The organism is Bacillus sp. FSL K6-2819, assembly GCF_038008305.1.
Lineage (GTDB): Bacteria > Bacillota > Bacilli > Bacillales > Bacillaceae > Bacillus > Bacillus amyloliquefaciens.
Genome location: NZ_JBBOYV010000001.1, coordinates 3,021,214 through 3,039,140, shown reverse-complemented (window position 1 = coordinate 3,039,140; position 17,927 = coordinate 3,021,214). Strand labels below are relative to the sequence as shown.

Here is a 17,927-nt window from a genome sequence, read left to right as displayed (position 1 = left end):
GGCTGTCAGGAGGTTCGCCATATGAGTCTGTTATGGGTCTTTTACCGAGAGCACGTACAAAAGATTCAGCTGTCTGAACTCCCGCCGTCTCAGCCGATAACGATCGGCCCGGATATAAAGGATACGATCACGGTCGGCACACTGCCTTTACGGCAAACCGCCGCCACCCTTTATCGTAAAGAAACAGACCGTTATGATGTTTTCCTGGGAAATAACTGTGCCGGCGAATTGACAATAGGAAATGAAATGCCTTGCAGAATGGAAGAAGAGACGATGCGGCTTCTTCTCACTCCTGATCAGGAAGAATCCTCCGTTTATTTTGTCGGCAGAAAGGACGAGATCGTTTTCTCATCAGAAACAGAGGAAGCGGATATATACAAAGAGCCGTCGTCCGCTCAAAAAGGCGCTTTTTATCTCCGAAAAGCGGGAGGAAGCTGGTCTGTCATTCCTGATGGCCAGGAAGTTTATGTAAACGGAGAGCTCACAAAAGTCCCTGAAAGGCTTCGGATGGGAGATGAGCTGCTGTGGAATTTTCTGCGTCTGAGGCTGGCGGAGGACGACCTTTTAGAAGTCGTTCATCACGAGGAGTTTCAAACCGGCTTAATCAAAACGGTAAAGCCGAGCACCGAAATGAAAAAGAAATACCCGCAATATCGAAGAACGCCGCGGATGGTCTATGATCTTCCCGAAGACCGCGTTTCATTCAGCTTTCCCTCACAGGAAAGCGAGCAGAATAACAGGGGGCTCTGGCTCGTCATTCTGCCTCCTGTGGTCATGCTGATTGTAATGGGGGTTGTCGCCATTATACAGCCGAGGGGCATTTTCATTCTCGTTTCTTTAGCGATGTTTATGATGACTCTCATTACGTCCACCGTGCAATATTTCCGAGAAAAAAACCAGCGGAAAAAACGGGAGGAGAAGCGTGAGCGTGTGTACAAGCAGTATTTAGAGAGTAAACGGAAAGAACTTCAGACGCTGTCGGAAAAACAATTGCAAGTGCTGACGCACCATTTTCCCACGTTTGAAAAAATGAAATATTTAACCTCTGAAATCAGCGGCCGCATTTGGGAGAAATCGCTGGAAAGCAGGGATTTTCTGATGCTCCGGCTCGGAACGAGCACTGTCCCGGCAAGCTACGAGATCTCGATGAGCGGAGGGGACCTGGCGAACCGTGATGTGGATGACTTAATGGAACAGTCGCAGCACATGCAGCGTGTATATAAAGATATCCGCCATGCACCCGTGACCGTTGATTTACAAGAAGGGCCGATGGGGCTTGTCGGGAAACCCCAGATCGTCAAAAATGAAATTCACCAGCTGATCGGCCAGCTCGCTTTCTTCAACAGCTACCATGACCTGCGGTTTGTCTTTATCTTTCATGAAGATGAATATAAGGAATGGGAATGGATGAAGTGGCTGCCGCAATTTCAGCTGCCTCATATGTATGCGAAAGGGTTTATTTACAATGAACAGACCCGTGATCAATTGTTATCTTCCATTTACGAGCTGCTGCGGGAGCGGGATTTGGAAGAAGATAAAGAGAAAAAGATCTTCCAGCCGCATTTTGTCTTTGTCATCACGAATCAGCAGCTGATCGCAGAGCACGTCATTTTAGAATATATCGAAGGCCGGCATGAGCATCTCGGCATCTCAGCGATCATCGCCGCGGAAACGAAGGAAAGCCTGGCAGAAAACATTCACACCCTCGTCCGCTACATTAATGAAGATGAAGGAGACATCCTCATTCAGAAGAAAAAAGCGGTCCAGATCCCGTTTAGGCTGGACAGGCATGAACGGACAAACAACGAGCGGTTTTCCCGAACGCTTCGGACATTGCACCATCAGGTCGGGATGACGAATTCCATTCCCGAAACGGTCTCATTTTTGGAGCTGTTTCATGCGAAGGAAGTAAAAGAAATCGGCATCAGGCAGAAGTGGGAGACAAGTGAGTCGGCAAAATCACTGGCTGTTCCGATCGGCTACAAAGGTAAAGACGATATCGTGTATTTAAACCTGCATGAGAAAGCCCACGGGCCGCACGGATTGCTGGCGGGAACGACCGGCTCCGGGAAAAGTGAATTTCTGCAAACGTTTATCCTGTCATTGGCCGTTCATTTTCACCCTCATGAAGCGGCGTTTTTGCTGATTGACTATAAGGGCGGGGGAATGGCGCAGCCGTTTCGCAAAATGCCGCACCTTCTCGGAACCATTACGAATATCGAAGGAAGCAAAAACTTCAGTATCAGGGCGCTTGCCTCTATAAAAAGCGAGCTGAAAAAACGGCAGCGGCTGTTTGATCAATATCGCGTCAATCACATTAATGACTATACAAAGCTGTATAAACAGGGGGAAACGGATATTCCGATGCCGCACCTGTTTTTGATTTCAGATGAATTTGCCGAGCTCAAAAGCGAAGAGCCTGACTTTATCAGGGAGCTTGTCAGCGCGGCACGCATCGGGCGGAGCCTTGGTGTGCATTTAATCCTTGCCACGCAAAAACCGGGAGGCATCATTGACGACCAGATATGGAGCAACTCACGCTTTAAGGTCGCGCTGAAAGTCCAGGATGCAAGTGACAGTAAAGAAATTCTGAAAAACAGTGATGCGGCGAATATTACAGTCACCGGACGCGGCTATTTGCAAGTCGGAAATAATGAAGTGTATGAGCAGTTCCAGTCTGCCTGGAGCGGCGCCCCTTACATGGAAGATGTATACGGCACCGAGGATGACATTGCCATCGTTACCGATACCGGCTTAATTCCGCTGTCTGAAGTGGATGCGGACGACTTGGCGAAAAAAGACGCCCCGGCAGAAATAGAAGCCGTAGTCGAAGAAATCGAGCGGATTCAAAAAGAAATGGGCATTGAAAAGCTGCCGAGCCCATGGCTTCCGCCGCTTGCCGAACGTATTCCGCGCACGCTTTATCCCGCAAAGGAAAAAGACCGCTTCTTCATCGCCTGCGTGGATGAGCCTGATCAGCAAAGACAGGCGCCTCTCGCTTATACGATGATGGATGACGGCAACATCGGCATTTTCGGCTCATCCGGATACGGCAAGTCAGTGGCTGCCATCACTCTCCTGATGAACTTCGCGGAAGGGTACACGCCAAAAGAGCTTCATATGTACATCTTTGATTTCGGAAACGGCACGCTTCTGCCATTGGCAAAGCTTCCGCACACCGCAGACTATTTCTTAATGGATCAAATGAGAAAGATCGAAAAATTCATGATCCGCATCAAGGAGGAAATCGAGCGGCGGAAACGGCTGTTCAGAGAAAAAGAAGTCAGCCATATCAAAATGTACAATTCGCTCAGCGAAGAAGAGCTGCCGTTTATATTTATCACAATTGATAATTTCGACATCGTCAAAGACGAAATGCATGAATTGGAAACGGAATTTATCCAGATTTCACGCGACGGGCAAAGCTTAGGCATTTACTTCCTGCTGACCGCAACGAGGGTAAACGCCGTCCGTCAGTCATTGTTAAATAATATAAAAACGAAAATCGTCCATTATTTAATGGATCAGTCAGAAGGTTATTCCATTTACGGGCGCCCGCCGTTCAGTCTTGAACCGATTCCGGGCCGCGTCATGATTCAAAAAGAAGAACTGCATTTCGCGCAAATGTTTCTTCCGGCTGAAGCGGAAAATGACCTCGAGATGTTCCAAGCGCTGAAAGCCGATGTCAAAGCTTTAGCTGAGCGCCATTCCGGAACAGCCGGTCCACACCCGATTCCGATGCTCCCGGACATGCTGACGGCCGGCGAATTTTCGCTCCGTCTCGGCCCGGACCAAGAACCGTTCCGCATTCCTGTCGGGCTTCATGAGGAAAAGGTCAGCCCGGTATACTTTGATCTGGGCAAATATAAGCATTGCCTCATCTTAGGCCAGACACAGCGGGGAAAAACAAACATCCTGAAAGTCATGCTGAATCACCTGCTGCGTGAAAGCACGGAACGGATCGGACTGTTTGACTCGATTGACCGCGGATTGTCGCAGTATGCGCAGGAAACAAAGGTCAGCTATCTGGACACAAAAGAAGACATACAGAAGTGGATTGAAGCGGCTGAAGCCATTTTCACGGAGCGGGAAGCTCAGTATGCACAGGCCGTCAAAAATGGCGATGTGCACAAACTCAATTTCTCTCCGATCGTGTTAATGGCCGACGGCATTACAAGATTCCAGCAGACAATCGACACCGCCATTCAGGACAAGCTGGCGATGTTTATGAAATCTTACGCGCATGTAGGCTTCAGTTTTATCCCGGCGGGCAATCACAGCGAATTTTCAAAAGGCTATGATTCCTTAACGACGGAAATGAAACAGATCCGCCACGCGATGCTGCTTGTGAAAAAATCTGAACAAAATGTCATTCCGCTGCCTTACCAGAGACAGGAACCGGACATTCAGCCGGGCTTCGGCTATTTGGTTGAAAACGGCAAGGAGCAAAAAATCCAAATACCTTTATGTTCAGCGGAAAGGGAGGCCGTCAGATGACTGAACAACGAAAAAGCCTGATCAAATTAGTAGCCGCGATCGTCATTATTCTGCTGCTGCCGGTGCTGTTTTTCCGGTTTATCGGCGATGACCCGGGAAAACAAAAAATCAATGCCACCCGCCAAATCGCAGTCGTGAATGAAGACATGGGCTTACATGATGAAACAGATGAAAATGAGGATAGGGAATCGGTCCATTTCGGCAAAGAAGTAGCGGCGGCTCTCGGCGACCGTCCGGATTATTCCTGGACGGTCGTCAACAGGAGCGCGGCTGAAAACGGCCTGGCGGATAAGAAGTATGACGCAGTCGTTTACATTCCATCCGATTTTTCAAAAGACATTTTAAGCTATGACAAGGAGCGTCCGCAAAAAGCTACGCTGACATTCAATATTCAAAGCAACCTGAACGCCGTCAACAAAGAAAAAGTGCAGCGTGAGCTTGAAGACGCCCAAAAATCAATGAATAAAAAAATGTCGGCATTGTATTGGAATTTCGTCTCACAAAAAGTGAACAATGTCAGAGGCGATTTTGACAAGATCGTCAATAAAGAATCAGAATTTCAAAATGTCATGTACAACTTTTACAAGCCGAGCTCCAATGACTTGGCAGGTGAGATCAAACGGCAAAAAGACCTGATTGACGAACTGAAAAAATCAATGAACGAAGCGCAGGGCGCAGCAAAAGAAAAATTGACCTCGGCAGATGAAGCCAAAAACACGCTCAAAGACTTTGCCGATACAGTTGAGCGCTATAAACAATATCAGGAAAATCAGAAAAAACTGCTGCTGGCCGCGCAGGAACAAAATCAAAAGCAAATCACAACCGGACTGAACGCTATTAAAGCGCAGCAGGCCGCCAACCAGTTCAGCACCATGATGAGCGGGCTGTCTTCAGGCATAAACCGGGCGCAGACACAGCTTGACCAGACAGGATCGGCACTGGCAGCCGCCCAAAAGGTGAGAGAAGCGCAGGTCCCTGAGCAGGAACAAGGGATGGCAAATATTCAATCCAATTTACTTGACAATTATTTGACTCAATATAAAGCCCAAGCAAGATTTGAAACACTGAACAGCATTCAAGCCCTTATGAAAAGGGATCGCCAGAACTTAACCGTTCCGGAAAAAGACCCGGGGGATGACGGCTCGGATGAACCGAAAGAAGAAGAAAAACCGGAAGAAGAAAAACCCGGTGATCTGAAAATTGACCTTGACGATCAGCGTAACGAATTAAAACGCATCTCCGCTGAGATCAATTCTATTTCTGACGGTTTAAAAGAACCGGAAAAAGAAAATCCAGACCCTGAAAACCCGGGCCATGGGGATAATGGTGAAAACTCCGGCGGTACCGAACCGAATGACGGGACGGCTCCCGGAGAAGACGGAAAAACGGATGACGGCACAAAAGAACAGCAGTCTCCTTCCGATAACACAGGCGATCAGCAGACAAAAACAGCCGCAACCGCTAAAAACGTCACTCCGCTTGCTGATGACCCCGCGGACGATCCGAACGGCTCTGAAGGAGACGGCGGCACAGAAGTATCTAAGGCAAAAGAAAGGCTGAACCAAGCCGCAGAGCGCATTCAGCAAATTGAAAAAGAGCTTGAAGAGAAACAGCAGACACATAATGAAGAACTGAAAAAACGTCTCGATGCTCTTGATGAAGAAATCCAAGGCCTTAAAGACCAGATTGCCAAAGTTGAAAAACGTGCGGACAAATTACAAAAAAAGCTGGAACAATCAGAAGAAACGAGAAAACAAGACTTCAATACCGTTTACAGAATGATTTTAAAAACAGAACAGAACATTTTGAACTACCCGTCATTGGACGGCGGCCGCAAATCTGCTCTTGAACAGATATTTGCCGCTGACATCAATACAAAAGTGATATCCGATTTAATGAGTTACTATAATGATTTATCTTTGTATGAGGCAACACTTTATCATTCTCTCGACGCAGGCTCGCTGCCTGATGTGAAAAACAGGGTGCTGAAAGCCCAGCAAGGCGAAGTCCAAACCGTTCTCGCCATCAAACCGATTGAAACGGCAAGCTGGGAAAACCTGAAAAACAATAAGATGCAGACAGATGAAGACATCAGCAATTTCATTAAAGGCATGACCGAATTCTCGGATAACTACAGCTCATATATCAGAGATGAACAAGCCGGAGTGCTCGATGAGCTCGCCAGCATCGCAGACAGCGCGGCTAAAGCATCTGATCAGCTTGCTGAAGGCGCTGTGCAGGAAGCGGCAACGTTCAGCGGAGACGGATTAACCGGAACGATGGCGCTCGGCGCTCAGGATACCGTCGGCCGCGAAGTGCTGCAAATGTCTGACACGATGGGCCATCTGTCAGAACGCCAGTCCGGCATCATCAGCTATACCGACAATATGCAGCAAAGCGTAAATGACGTACAGCAGAAAGCGGACACCCTGAACAGCAATTGGGGCAAAAACGTCGATTCCACAAAATTGATCAGAAATGACGTGTACGGCATTTTAGGGAACGCGCTCGTTGACGGACAGGAAAACGGATACGTTTACGATTATCTCGCCAACCCGCTTAAAATCAGCGGAGAGGTGCCGGAAGACCGGGTTCAGAATGTTCCGCCGGTCGTCATTTTGGTGATCGTTTTGATCAGCAGTCTTCTGATCGGCTATTTCAGCTCGTATTATCAGCAGGCGCCGCTTCTCGTCAAAGGCGCGCTCTTTGGGATTTTAAACATTATGGTCGGACTGATGATCAGTCTGTTCGGTCTGAATATCTACTCGCTTCCGGACGATCAGACGATTAAATGGTCAATCTTTACGATTCTCTTGCTCGCGGCGAGTTCGGCTTTTATCCGGGCAGCCTTTGTCTTTGGCTCGATCACCGGATGGATCGCTTCGTCAGCGCTCATTCTCTTTTATGTGGCGCCTTTGATCGACTTGATTATGCCGAACTTTACCTTTGACAGCCCGGTTTCGAAAGTCTATATCGATATCCAATACGGTACGGGCCATCTGTTTGCGATGGGAATAACGGTTCTTGTGATTATTACGCTGATTGCGGCGGTGCTTCCGCTCATTATTCGGCTGTTTGCGGAAAAAACGGAGGAAAGTGATCAGTCTTATGAGGCGTAACACATTCATGGAAAAAGGGATCTTGCTGTTTGCTCTCTCCTTTTTCCTTTTCCTTCCTCAAGCCGCAGCCGCGAATGAGGACAATACTGATGTCAAGCCGAATGAATATGAAAAGAAAGACATTGAAATTCGTACGGATTACCTGCACGACGACGCCTACTCCGAAGAAAAAACGGCGCTTCCGAAAGAGCAGAAGGACATTACGTTTGATCAACCGGCCGAAAGCCCGGATGAAAAACTGATATCAAATTTGTTTACATCGTCAGACACTGAGCCGAATACGATCAAAGCGCAATCGAAAAAACTGGGGATCACTTTTGCCGAGCCGGCGGTGCGCCATACCTCGGCAGATATGGAAGCGGATGAGAAAAAGACTTCTTTTCTTTTGCCTGTCATTTATGCCGTCCTGATCCTCTTCGGCATTGCGGCGATGATTTATCTGATTCCGAAAGTCACGGCGCAGGAAAAGGCAAAGCGGTAAACAGATCGCTTGTGTTTGCGGGAAGACAGTCCGTAAAATAAGAAAAAAAAGGAGGAGTGTCATGCAGTTTTTTCTGATAACAGGCGCATCAAAAGGATTGGGGCGGGCGCTTGCGGAACAGGCGCTTCAAGAAGGAGCCGAAGTCGCCGCGCTTTCAAGAACGATAAGCGGAGAAAAGCGCGAGGGACTGACAGAATACAGTGTTGATTTAACCGATCTGTCAGACACCGAGCGGCAGATGAAGGCGATTCTTGATCAAGCTGATGAGAAGCGGTATTCCGCCGTCACACTGATCAATAATGCCGGAATGGTAGAACCGATCAAGCGGGCGAAAGAAGCTTCCGCAGAAGAATTGAACCGCCATTACACCCTTAATCTGACGGCGCCTGTTTTGCTCAGCCAAATGTTCACGAAGCGTTTCGAAGCGTTCACCGGCAGCAAAACCATTGTCAACATCACATCGGGCGCGGCGAAAAATCCTTATAAAGGCTGGAGCGCGTATTGCAGCTCAAAAGCTGGGCTTGATATGTTTACGAGAACATTCGGGTTTGAACAGGAAGATGAAGAGCTGCCGGTCCGCATGTTGTCATTCTCACCGGGAGTGATGGATACAGACATGCAGGCCGTCATTCGTTCTTCATCCAAAGAAGATTTTCACGACATCGATCGGTTCCGCAATCTGAAAGAAACGAACAGCCTCAGAAGTCCGGAATACATCGCTGGTGTCATCCGCTCACTGATCGCAGGAGAGCCGGAAAACGGACGGATATACGATATCAAAGAGTTTTTGTAGAGCAGCTTCCGCGCTGCTCTTTTTTATTTGTACAATCACTTCGCGGCCCGGCGGCATATTATGACTGAAACGCAATATAAGGGGTATAATAATGTATCGGATGAATTGAGTTTCTTCTCGATTTATGTTAGGATTCTAAAAATATAAATAAGGAGGGGTTTCCATGAGAAATGTAACGTTAATGGATGTCTTCACCCATCCAATCGCACAAAAGTATTTACAGCGTTCCGGCGTCGCCCATGCGGTTGCCTGCGCGTTTCATGCATACCGTCTTGCCGTAAAAGCAGGTGTCAGCCCGGATCTTGCGGCGAAAGCGGCTTTACTGCATGACATCGGCCATTACGAATGGTACACAGACGGCAAATGGGATTATGAAAAGTACAGAAGAAACGATATCCATGCCATTAAAGGCGCTGAACGGGCGCATAAGCTGCTCATCCGGCTCGGTGAAGAACCGAAAGCGGCGAAAGAGATTGCGCTGGCGATTCTGCTTCACACCGATTCCTATCTGCCTGAAGGCGAACTGGACAAGAATACGCTCCAGCAAATTGTGAAACAAGCGGATGAACTCGATGAAGAACCCGGCGGACATCACCATTACCGCCAAATGGACCATACGGCCGCGCTCAAACAAATCCAAAAGCTTGATCAGTTAATTGACCAAGCCCAATATCCCATAAGAAGCTCAGTCTAGGCCACTCATGCGGCCTTTTCCGCTTACATAACTCCGCATGCTCACTAACCCTTTTCCCCTCCGATAGACGTACTGTGTCAAAGCCTTTGTCCGCTGCATATGCTGAAGGAAAACATAGTAAAGGGGATCAGCGAAAATGGCCCATCAAGGAAGCCCGCAAATCGTCTCGTTAGTAGATCCTTACGTTTATCAGACCATCCATAAGCTTATCGGCTCAAGGTTTATCATTCAAACCGTCAGACGCATTGTCAGGGGACGGCTGATTGATGCCACTCCAGATCATATCGCCATTGAAGAAACGCATGACCGCGTATTTTATATCAGAAACCGCCATGTGGTTTCTGTCATGCCTGATTATACCGAACGTGTGTAACAGCCCGATAAGGCGCAAACCGGAGGCCGTCCTTACAAAACCCCGGTGCGTCTTCTTTTTTGAGATACATAGATGCACGGCGGCTTTTTTTGGTACAATCACAGTACAAGTTCACATAACAATAGGAGGAAACCGCTTGTTGAAATCAAAGGTCCATTTTTGGACGCTGCAAATTTTGCTCGTTTTGCTCATAATTTACGTATCAACGAAAGTCTCGTTTATTTTTCAGCCGTTTTTCGGTTTTATCACCACTCTGTTTTTTCCGATTCTGATCTCGGGCATTTTGTTTTTCATTTTTAATCCGATCGTGCGCCTGCTTGAGAAAAAAATCCCCCGGACATTGGCGATCCTGCTCATTTATCTCGTTTTCATCGGCCTGATAGCCTTTATGTTCACCGCAATCGGACCGATTGTGGCTTCCCAGGTCACGGGGCTGTTTAACAATTTCCCTGATTACATTAATCAGATTCAAAGCTTGACGACACAATTATCCCATTCCAAATGGTTTACGTGGATGATGACGCAGGATTATGTGTCGATAGAAAAAATTCAGCAGTCTCTGACGGGATTTTTACAAAGTCTTCCGCAAAATATTACCGCAAGCCTGTCCGCCGTGTTCGGCGTCGTTACGAATATAACGCTTGTCGTGATCACCGTTCCGTTCATCTTGTTTTATATGCTGAAGGACGGCCGGCGTTTTCCGCTCTTGGCGGTCAAAATCCTGCCTTCTTCCTACCGGGCGGAAGGTCGGAAAATATTCAATGACTTATATGTCACATTGGCCGCATATTTCCAAGGCCAGCTGCTGATCTGTCTCTTTGTCGGGACGGCATGCTTTATCGGATATTGGATTATCGGCCTGCCTTACGCGTTAATTCTCGGGATGGTGATTGCCGTCACCAATATCATTCCGTACCTCGGACCGTTTCTCGGGGCTGCGCCGGCGGTAATTATCGCGTTTATGGATTCTCCGGCTAAGGCGCTGTTTGCCGTTATTGTTGTCGTTGTCGTCCAGCAGCTTGACGGAAACCTGCTTTCTCCGCTTGTTATCGGGAAACGGCTCAATACCCACCCGCTCACCATTATTCTTCTGCTTGTCGGAGCGGGCAGTTTCGGCGGCATTCTCGCAATGATTCTGGCTGTGCCGGTTTACGCGGTCTTAAAAGCATTCGTCTTAAATATCGTCCGCCTTATCAAACTTCGTCAGCGGTCAAAACACGAAGACAACCGCAAGCCGAAATAAAAACGGGCACAACTCCGCACGCGCCGCATAAAATGCTGTAAAGAAAAGCGGAGGTGTGGGTATGCCTGCAATTGTGGGACCGATTTATATTATGAGCTTCGCCGGAGACGCTGCGGCGAGCTTCGGTGACGTGTTTGCCATTTCTCCCAAAGCCGTTGACCACTCAGGCGCGGGGGCAGGGGCGTTTCATTCCGGAGATTTTGTCAAAGTCACTAATAAATTCAGCAAAACGCTCTTTGAAGATATCGATCTGTTTGACGAACCTGATTGGTTTAACGCGTGACAGCCTCCCTTTAGGAGGCTGTCGCTTTTTTGTAGTATAATAGAATCAGTCTTTATAAAAGGGGAATTTTTATGAAAATCAGAAAAGCGAATATTACCGTGCAGTCCGGAATGATCGGCGATGTGTATCTGCATGAAAATAAAAAAGAACAGCATACCCTCGTAGCCGTTCCGGAACTTGAGTGGAGCACGATTATTTCCTATGAGGAAGAGAAAAAGGCGCTGGCGCAGCGGCTTTTACAATCATTCAGCAAACTGATTGATGAAGAGCCTGCCGGAGAGCTCGCCGGCAAGATCTCCCATTGGGTCGCTGAAATGTAACGAAACGGTTTACCGCGTCCATGCCGGGGCGATAATTGTAAAACAAGCTGAGGAGGGACAGGCCGATGAGCGACAAAACAGTTGACCTTTATTTACAGCAGGGTATGTATGGCCCTCTGCAGACGAAACCGGATGAACGCCATTTATTTTTAGGCTCGCTGCGTGAAAGAGTCATCATTGCCCTGACGAAGGGGCAGGTGCTGCAAAAGAAGCCGTATGAAGAAGTGAAACAGGCGCTGAAAAACCGAAAAGACGCGGTGCTGTATATAAACGGAAGGCTGCCGTATCATGCTTATTCACCATATATGAAGCTTGCCGCACTGGACGGTGTCCGAAGCTCAGTGATCTCGGACCTTCAATTTGAAACGCCGCTCGGCCTGGTTTTTGCCGCCGATCATGCTGTGAACCTGGACGGCATTTATGTTCAGGATGACATTTTTCAGCGTTCACTCCTGAAATAAATGTCATTTTACAATGCCAATTCACTTACAGGTGGAGATAGGATATAATGGTTTTCATATGAATGGCGGGGAGGCCGGCTATGAAAAAAGCATTTATATGCATTGATTATACGAATGATTTTGCAGCAGAGAACGGAGCATTGACGTGCGGAGAACCCGCAAGGCAAATTGAAGATACGATTGTCAGTTTGACGCAAGCTTTTATAGAAAACGGTGATTACGTTGTTTTTGCGGTGGATTCACATGATGCAGACGATGACTTTCATCCCGAAATACGCCTGTTTCCTCCGCATAATATCAACGGCACGGAGGGCAAGGAGCTGTACGGAAAGCTTTCGCCTCTTTATGAGAAACATAAAAACGCAAAAAACGTAAGCTATATGGAAAAAACGAGATATTCTGCTTTTGCGGGAACGGATTTAGAGCTGAAACTGCGGGAACGGCAGATCACTGAACTGCATCTTGCGGGCCTGTGCACCGACATCTGTGTTCTTCACACGGCGGTTGACGCCTACAACAAGGGCTTTCAGATCGTCATTCATCAAAACGCTGTGGCAAGCTTTAATCCTGAAGGGCATGAATGGGCCCTGTCCCATTTTAAGAACAGCATCGGAGCGCAAGTGGCAGAGTAAGGAAGGGGAAAATAATTTTGGTGGAGCATGGTTTTAAAGACGACAGTTTGTCTTTACATACAGATCTTTATCAAATTAATATGGCCGAAACGTACTGGAGAGACGGCATTCATGAGAAAAAAGCGATCTTTGAGCTTTTTTTCAGAAAGCTTCCCTTTGAAAACGGCTATGCGGTATTTGCGGGCTTAGAAAAAGCAATCGAATACTTGGAGAACTTCAAATTTACCGACAGCGATCTGAATTATTTAAAAACGGAATTGCACTATGATGATGATTTCATTGAGTATTTACGGGATCTTTCTTTTACCGGGTCTCTTTACAGCATGAAAGAAGGAGAGCTCGTTTTTAACAACGAACCGATTATGCGGGTCGAAGCGCCCCTCATTGAAGCGCAGCTGATTGAGACGGCTCTGCTTAACATTGTGAATTACCAAACATTAATCGCGACAAAAGCAGCCCGCATTAAAGGCGTTGTCGGTGATGAGGACGCCCTTGAATTCGGCACGCGGCGCGCCCATGAAATGGATGCGGCTATGTGGGGAGCGAGAGCGGCCCTGATCGGCGGCTTCAGCGCGACGAGTAATGTAAGAGCCGGAAAGCGCTTTAATATCCCGGTATCCGGCACGCACGCCCATGCGCTCGTGCAAGCGTACCGTGATGAATATACGGCTTTTAAGAAATATGCGGAGACGCACAGAGATTGCGTGTTTCTCGTAGATACGTACGATACGATCCGTTCAGGCATGCCGAATGCGATTAAAGTCGCGAAGGAATTCGGCGACCGGATCAACTTCATCGGCATCCGCCTGGACAGCGGGGACTTGGCGTACCTGTCAAAAAAAGCGCGTGAAATGCTTGATGAAGCGGGTTTCAAAGACGCAAAGGTTATCGCTTCAAGCGACCTTGATGAGCATACGATCTTAAATCTGAAATCGCAGGGAGCGAAAATCGATACGTGGGGAATCGGCACAAAACTGATTACCGCATACGATCAGCCGGCCCTCGGCGCGGTTTACAAGCTTGTGGCCATTGAAGAGGACGGCAAACTGACCGATACTATCAAAATTTCGTCAAACCCTGAAAAAGTGACAACGCCGGGAAGAAAGAAAGTATACCGGATTATCAACAAGCTGAATCATCACTCTGAAGGGGATTATATCGCTCTTTATGACGAGCGGGTAAACGACCAGAAACGCTTAAAAATGTTCCATCCCGTTCATACATTCGTCAGTAAATTCGTCACTGATTTCTATGCGAAAGACCTGCATGAGCCGATTTTTGAAAACGGCGTTTTATGTTATGATAATCCAGAAATTACCGATATCCAGCAATATGTCCAGGAAAACCTCAAACTTCTGTGGGAGGAATACAAACGGATCAGCAAGCCGGAAGAATATCCGGTCGATTTAAGTGAAGACTGCTGGAGCAACAAAATGCAGCGGATTCATGAGATCAAAAGCAAGCTGAAACGGGAGCTTGAATAGATGATAAAACGGCCTTTCCTTTCTCTGGAAAGGCTTTTTGTTTGTGATAATATTTTTCACATTTAGACAAATTTCGTCAAGTTATTTGATATACTTATGTTCGAAGGCCGCACCTAAGGGGGTAAATGAATGAAGGTGTTTGTTGCGAGACAGCCTATCTTCAACAGAAACGAACAGGTTGTTGCTTATGAACTTCTTTACCGGGAGAGTGAAGAGAACCGTTATTCGGCCGCGGACGGAGATAAAGCTACTACAGATCTCATTATAAACAGCTTTATCAACATCGGGATCGAAAAGCTGACAGAGGGGAAACGCTGCTTTGTGAATTTTACAGAAAGCCTGATGTTTTCAGATCTCCCTACCTCCTTTGATCCTGACCAGCTCATTATCGAAATTCTTGAAGACATACCGATCACTCCGGCACTGATCTCAAGATGCAGACAGCTGAAGAAATTAGGATATACATTAGCACTTGATGATTTTTACGCCATCAATCCGGCAAATGAAGAATTATTGGAACAGCTGATGAAATATATTGATATTTTAAAAATCGATTTCCTGCAATCTTCGCGTCTGGAACGCAAAAAAATCATTCAGACGTACAGCTGTAAAAATCTGATTTATTTAGCGGAGAAAGTGGAGACAAGAAAAGATTATAAACAGGCAGCCATAGACGGCTTTCACCTGTTTCAAGGATATTTTTTCAGTGAACCGCGTGTCATCAGCGGAAATGATCTGACGTTTCATTTTCATTCTTACTACCAGCTTTTAAACGAATTAAACCAAGACCAGCCCAATATAGAGCGCGTAACGGAATACATAGAGCGGGACGTTACATTATCGTATCAGATTCTGCGTTTTTTAAACGGATCGCAAACAAGGCTGAAAAAAAAGATAGACAGCATCCAGCAGGCCATCATGATGCTTGGGCTGAATGAGATTAAGCGTTTGATTTACATTCTTTCATTCAGAGATTTAACGGCGAAAAGCCACTCAAGCCAAAAAGAAATCATTAAGATTTCTTTAATCAGGGCCAAGCTGTGCGAACTGCTGGCGAAAAGAACCGGAAGACCGCAGCCTTCCTCTTACATGCTGATCGGCATGTTTTCACTCATCGATACGCTTCTCCAGAGAGAGCTTGAGGACATAGTCAAAGAACTGCCTTTAATTGATGAAGTCGGACAGGCGCTGCTCGGTTATGAAAACGATTATTACATGATGCTCGGGCTCGTCAAAGCCATTGAATGCAACAACTGGGACTGTGACGAGTGGGGAAAAGAACTGGACAAAGAAGAAGCATATGAATGTTACTTACAGGCGATCGAATGGTGCCGGCAGCTTATCGTGAATTGAGGCGCTTTAAGCCGACCACCTGAGGGCGATGATGAACCGGCTTTGCTCTCTGAACAGACTGACACGGATGCCGTCGGGATTAAATGTCACATCAAAATCATTTTTGATGCCGGTCTGCTTAATGAGCCGCTTGACCGCCGCGGCGTCAGATGATTGCGCTGCGGTGAGGATGCGGCGCGCAAGCTCTTTTGACGCCGACAGCCGCGCAAGGAGCAGGCGGGCGTCCTCCAGCATGCCCGCAGCCTCTTTTGCGGACGCTGTCAAAATATCTGCGTGAATCGTGGGAGCAGGCGCAGGATTGCGGTATGGCGCGGCGAAAACAGGACAGCATGGATACACATAAAGCATGCGGCGGCCTCCTTCTGAGATAACATTCGTTATACATGAGTATAGGCGGCGTGATAACGAGTTATGACATGCAAAAAGACCACAATGCGGGTGTTGCGGTCTTTTCGGTGTTTGTCGGTGGTTATGCGACGCTGTTCGCCCATTCTCTTTTGAAATTGCGACGTCAGGGACTATAGTCCTTAGCGGTTTGTCGGAAAACCGTTAAAAAACCAGCAGAACCACCAGATTGATCTGCTTCATCCCAAACGTCTGCCTTTATGGTAGTTATATAGTCCTGTTCGCCAAATGCTCTGTTCGGGACTATGGGATTACCGTGGTTTGCGGTGTCACGCAGATACTTTTACACATACTTTTCGGTGAAAAATCCCGCAAAAACGTTTACACTATTAGTAACAGATCAAATACCTAGGACTCGTTCACCATACACAATTCATTGATCTTTCAAAAAAAGGAGTGTGGAAACGGTGGAAAAGAAATTAGAAGAAGTAAAGCAATTATTATTCCGACTTGAAAATGATATCAGAGAAACAACCGACTCATTACGAAACATTAACAAAAGCATTGATCAGCTCGATAAATTCTCATATGCAATGAAAATTTCTTAAAAAGACTTGGAAACAAGTCTTTTTTTTGTGCATTTTTCACCCATTTCATGGATAAAGTATTATACGATTGTTAAAAAACGAAAAACCTGCTGTCTTTCATCACCTGCATTTAGTAAAATAGAATGGGAGGGTGAAGACAATTATTGAGCAAATGTGTTTAGATGCCGAAACGATTAAAGGGAAGATGAAGGAAATTGTTGGGGATAAAGTCGATAATCTACATTTAGAAGAGACTCTTTTGACCTTCATTAATGAAAAGAAGCACTTTTCATTCGGTGTCCTTGCTTTCCAGCATTATGTTGCTTTTAAGGGTACACATTCCTCGGAAATCACACTACTGGCCGCTGGAATTGAACTTTTAATTTTAGCTTTTGATATTTTTGACGATATTGAAGATGAAGATAACTTTAATAAGGCATGGATGCAAACTGACCATGCTATATCCCTGAATGCGGCTACTTCTCTGTATTCAATAAGCCTGCAAGCCATTTGTGAGCTTGAATCAAACATCGATTTTTCAAGACTTGCAATAAAATATGCCCTAAATGCAATGCAAGGTCAGCATAATGATCTAAGAAATTTCCCGGAGACTGAAGAAGAGTGTTTACATATGATAAAACAGAAATCAGGATCGTTAACTGCAATGTCAGCTGTTTTAGGGGCGATGCTTGCAAGTGGTGAATTTAACGCAACAATTGAGAATTATTCTTATAAAATTGGCGTTATTAAACAAATTGAAAATGACTATTATGGTTTATTTGATAAAAGCCGTAGTGATATAAAGAAGAAGAAAAGAACTTTGATAAACTTGTTTTTAAATCGTCAGTTTAATAGTGCCTCAAAAAAAGTTTTAAATATGATGAATTCTAAAAACAGCTATTACTCTCTCATATCGGACAGAAATTATTTTGAAGAATTGCTGTGTAAAGCAGGAGTCAGACAATATGTTTTAATGTTAATTAAAATATATGAAAATGAAATTTATAACGAAATGGAAAAGTTGAACATAAGAATTAAACTATGGTGAGAATTATGGGGGAGTAATATGAAGAAACAAGACATTGTGAATTATCTTATAGAAAATCCAAGAGTGATCCATCAATTGGAAGAGGGGGAAGTTTGCTTGATCGGAATTCCCCATTCAATTATCCCCGCGATTATAGAAATATTCAGTAACAGCACTTATAAGAAAAAACCTGAATTTACATTTTGGGATCAATAATTTTTAAGAGAGTTGTGAT

General features: G+C 46.1%; 17 protein-coding genes. 16 read left to right on the top strand and 1 reads right to left on the bottom strand.

Features of this window, described 5'->3' with window-relative positions:
• Positions 1-21 precede the first annotated feature (21 nt).
• From essC to MHH91_RS15810, 13 genes are all read left to right on the top strand, one after another.
• Positions 22-4,497: a type VII secretion protein EssC gene (gene essC / locus MHH91_RS15870; protein ID WP_014472201.1), complete on the top strand. Its 4,476-nt coding sequence runs from the start codon at positions 22-24 to the stop codon at positions 4,495-4,497.
• On the top strand, positions 4,494-7,616 hold the full coding sequence (esaA, locus tag MHH91_RS15865) for a type VII secretion protein EsaA (RefSeq protein WP_013353410.1): 3,123 nt from the start codon (positions 4,494-4,496) through the stop codon (positions 7,614-7,616). The genes essC and esaA overlap by 4 nt, the downstream gene beginning before the upstream one ends.
• A 7-nt stretch (positions 7,617-7,623) precedes the next feature.
• Entirely contained in the window at positions 7,624-8,097 is a 474-nt protein-coding gene (gene essA / locus MHH91_RS15860) for a type VII secretion protein EssA (protein WP_013353409.1), read from the top strand.
• 61 nt (positions 8,098-8,158) lie between these two features.
• Positions 8,159-8,890: a (S)-benzoin forming benzil reductase gene (locus MHH91_RS15855; protein ID WP_013353408.1), complete on the top strand. Its 732-nt coding sequence runs from the start codon at positions 8,159-8,161 to the stop codon at positions 8,888-8,890.
• Positions 8,891-9,053: 163 nt separating this feature from the next.
• On the top strand, positions 9,054-9,584 hold the full coding sequence (locus MHH91_RS15850; RefSeq protein ID WP_013353407.1) for an HD domain-containing protein: 531 nt from the start codon (positions 9,054-9,056) through the stop codon (positions 9,582-9,584).
• A gap of 136 nt (positions 9,585-9,720) precedes the next feature.
• A complete protein-coding gene (locus MHH91_RS15845; RefSeq protein WP_003152023.1) occupies positions 9,721-9,957 on the top strand; it encodes a DUF2642 domain-containing protein in 237 nt (78 codons plus the stop codon).
• A 136-nt stretch (positions 9,958-10,093) separates the two neighbouring features.
• Positions 10,094-11,200 carry an AI-2E family transporter gene (locus tag MHH91_RS15840; RefSeq protein ID WP_014470902.1) on the top strand — a complete coding sequence of 369 codons (1,107 nt, stop codon included), beginning with the start codon at positions 10,094-10,096 and terminating at the stop codon, positions 11,198-11,200.
• Between the two features lie 61 nt (positions 11,201-11,261).
• Positions 11,262-11,483: a spore germination protein gene (locus MHH91_RS15835; protein WP_340978175.1), complete on the top strand. Its 222-nt coding sequence runs from the start codon at positions 11,262-11,264 to the stop codon at positions 11,481-11,483.
• A gap of 71 nt (positions 11,484-11,554) precedes the next feature.
• Positions 11,555-11,803: a YueH family protein gene (locus tag MHH91_RS15830; RefSeq protein WP_013353404.1), complete on the top strand. Its 249-nt coding sequence runs from the start codon at positions 11,555-11,557 to the stop codon at positions 11,801-11,803.
• Between the two features lie 65 nt (positions 11,804-11,868).
• Positions 11,869-12,264, top strand: coding sequence for a YueI family protein (locus tag MHH91_RS15825; RefSeq protein WP_013353403.1), 396 nt, complete (start codon positions 11,869-11,871; stop codon positions 12,262-12,264).
• Between the two features lie 80 nt (positions 12,265-12,344).
• Positions 12,345-12,896 (top strand): cysteine hydrolase family protein, encoded by a 552-nt coding sequence (locus tag MHH91_RS15820; RefSeq protein WP_013353402.1) that lies wholly within the window; start codon positions 12,345-12,347, stop codon positions 12,894-12,896.
• A 17-nt stretch (positions 12,897-12,913) separates the two neighbouring features.
• Positions 12,914-14,380 (top strand): nicotinate phosphoribosyltransferase, encoded by a 1,467-nt coding sequence (locus tag MHH91_RS15815; protein WP_014472199.1) that lies wholly within the window; start codon positions 12,914-12,916, stop codon positions 14,378-14,380.
• Positions 14,381-14,509: 129 nt separating this feature from the next.
• Complete coding sequence (locus tag MHH91_RS15810) at positions 14,510-15,733, top strand: EAL and HDOD domain-containing protein (protein WP_013353400.1); 1,224 nt, start codon at positions 14,510-14,512, stop codon at positions 15,731-15,733.
• A gap of 6 nt (positions 15,734-15,739) precedes the next feature.
• On the opposite strand, the gene MHH91_RS15805 is transcribed toward MHH91_RS15810, so the two are convergent.
• Positions 15,740-16,081: a hypothetical protein gene (locus MHH91_RS15805; protein WP_013353399.1), complete on the bottom strand. Its 342-nt coding sequence runs from the start codon at positions 16,079-16,081 to the stop codon at positions 15,740-15,742.
• Between the two features lie 464 nt (positions 16,082-16,545).
• On the opposite strand from MHH91_RS15805, the gene degQ reads away from it, so the two are divergent.
• From degQ to comX, 3 genes are all read left to right on the top strand, one after another.
• On the top strand, positions 16,546-16,686 hold the full coding sequence (gene degQ / locus MHH91_RS15800) for a degradation enzyme regulation protein DegQ (RefSeq protein ID WP_013353398.1): 141 nt from the start codon (positions 16,546-16,548) through the stop codon (positions 16,684-16,686).
• A gap of 151 nt (positions 16,687-16,837) precedes the next feature.
• Positions 16,838-17,713, top strand: coding sequence for a polyprenyl synthetase family protein (locus MHH91_RS15795; RefSeq protein ID WP_013353397.1), 876 nt, complete (start codon positions 16,838-16,840; stop codon positions 17,711-17,713).
• An 18-nt stretch (positions 17,714-17,731) separates the two neighbouring features.
• A complete protein-coding gene (gene comX, locus MHH91_RS15790) occupies positions 17,732-17,908 on the top strand; it encodes a competence pheromone ComX (RefSeq protein WP_013353396.1) in 177 nt (58 codons plus the stop codon).
• Positions 17,909-17,927 lie beyond the last annotated feature (19 nt).

Excerpts from the sequence above, each read along its gene's own strand:
- essC (WP_014472201.1), top strand. The coding sequence starts at position 22 with ATGAGTCTGTTATGGGTCTTTTACCGAGAGCACGTACAAAAGATTCAG.
- esaA (WP_013353410.1), top strand. The coding sequence starts at position 4,494 with ATGACTGAACAACGAAAAAGCCTGATCAAATTAGTAGCCGCGATCGTC.
- essA (WP_013353409.1), top strand. The coding sequence starts at position 7,624 with ATGGAAAAAGGGATCTTGCTGTTTGCTCTCTCCTTTTTCCTTTTCCTT.
- MHH91_RS15855 (WP_013353408.1), top strand. The coding sequence starts at position 8,159 with ATGCAGTTTTTTCTGATAACAGGCGCATCAAAAGGATTGGGGCGGGCG.
- MHH91_RS15850 (WP_013353407.1), top strand. The coding sequence starts at position 9,054 with ATGAGAAATGTAACGTTAATGGATGTCTTCACCCATCCAATCGCACAA.
- MHH91_RS15845 (WP_003152023.1), top strand. The coding sequence starts at position 9,721 with ATGGCCCATCAAGGAAGCCCGCAAATCGTCTCGTTAGTAGATCCTTAC.
- MHH91_RS15835 (WP_340978175.1), top strand. The coding sequence starts at position 11,262 with ATGCCTGCAATTGTGGGACCGATTTATATTATGAGCTTCGCCGGAGAC.
- MHH91_RS15830 (WP_013353404.1), top strand. The coding sequence starts at position 11,555 with ATGAAAATCAGAAAAGCGAATATTACCGTGCAGTCCGGAATGATCGGC.
- MHH91_RS15825 (WP_013353403.1), top strand. The coding sequence starts at position 11,869 with ATGAGCGACAAAACAGTTGACCTTTATTTACAGCAGGGTATGTATGGC.
- MHH91_RS15820 (WP_013353402.1), top strand. The coding sequence starts at position 12,345 with ATGAAAAAAGCATTTATATGCATTGATTATACGAATGATTTTGCAGCA.
- MHH91_RS15810 (WP_013353400.1), top strand. The coding sequence starts at position 14,510 with ATGAAGGTGTTTGTTGCGAGACAGCCTATCTTCAACAGAAACGAACAG.
- MHH91_RS15805 (WP_013353399.1), bottom strand. The coding sequence starts at position 16,081 with ATGCTTTATGTGTATCCATGCTGTCCTGTTTTCGCCGCGCCATACCGC.
- MHH91_RS15795 (WP_013353397.1), top strand. The coding sequence starts at position 16,838 with ATGTGTTTAGATGCCGAAACGATTAAAGGGAAGATGAAGGAAATTGTT.
- comX (WP_013353396.1), top strand. The coding sequence starts at position 17,732 with ATGAAGAAACAAGACATTGTGAATTATCTTATAGAAAATCCAAGAGTG.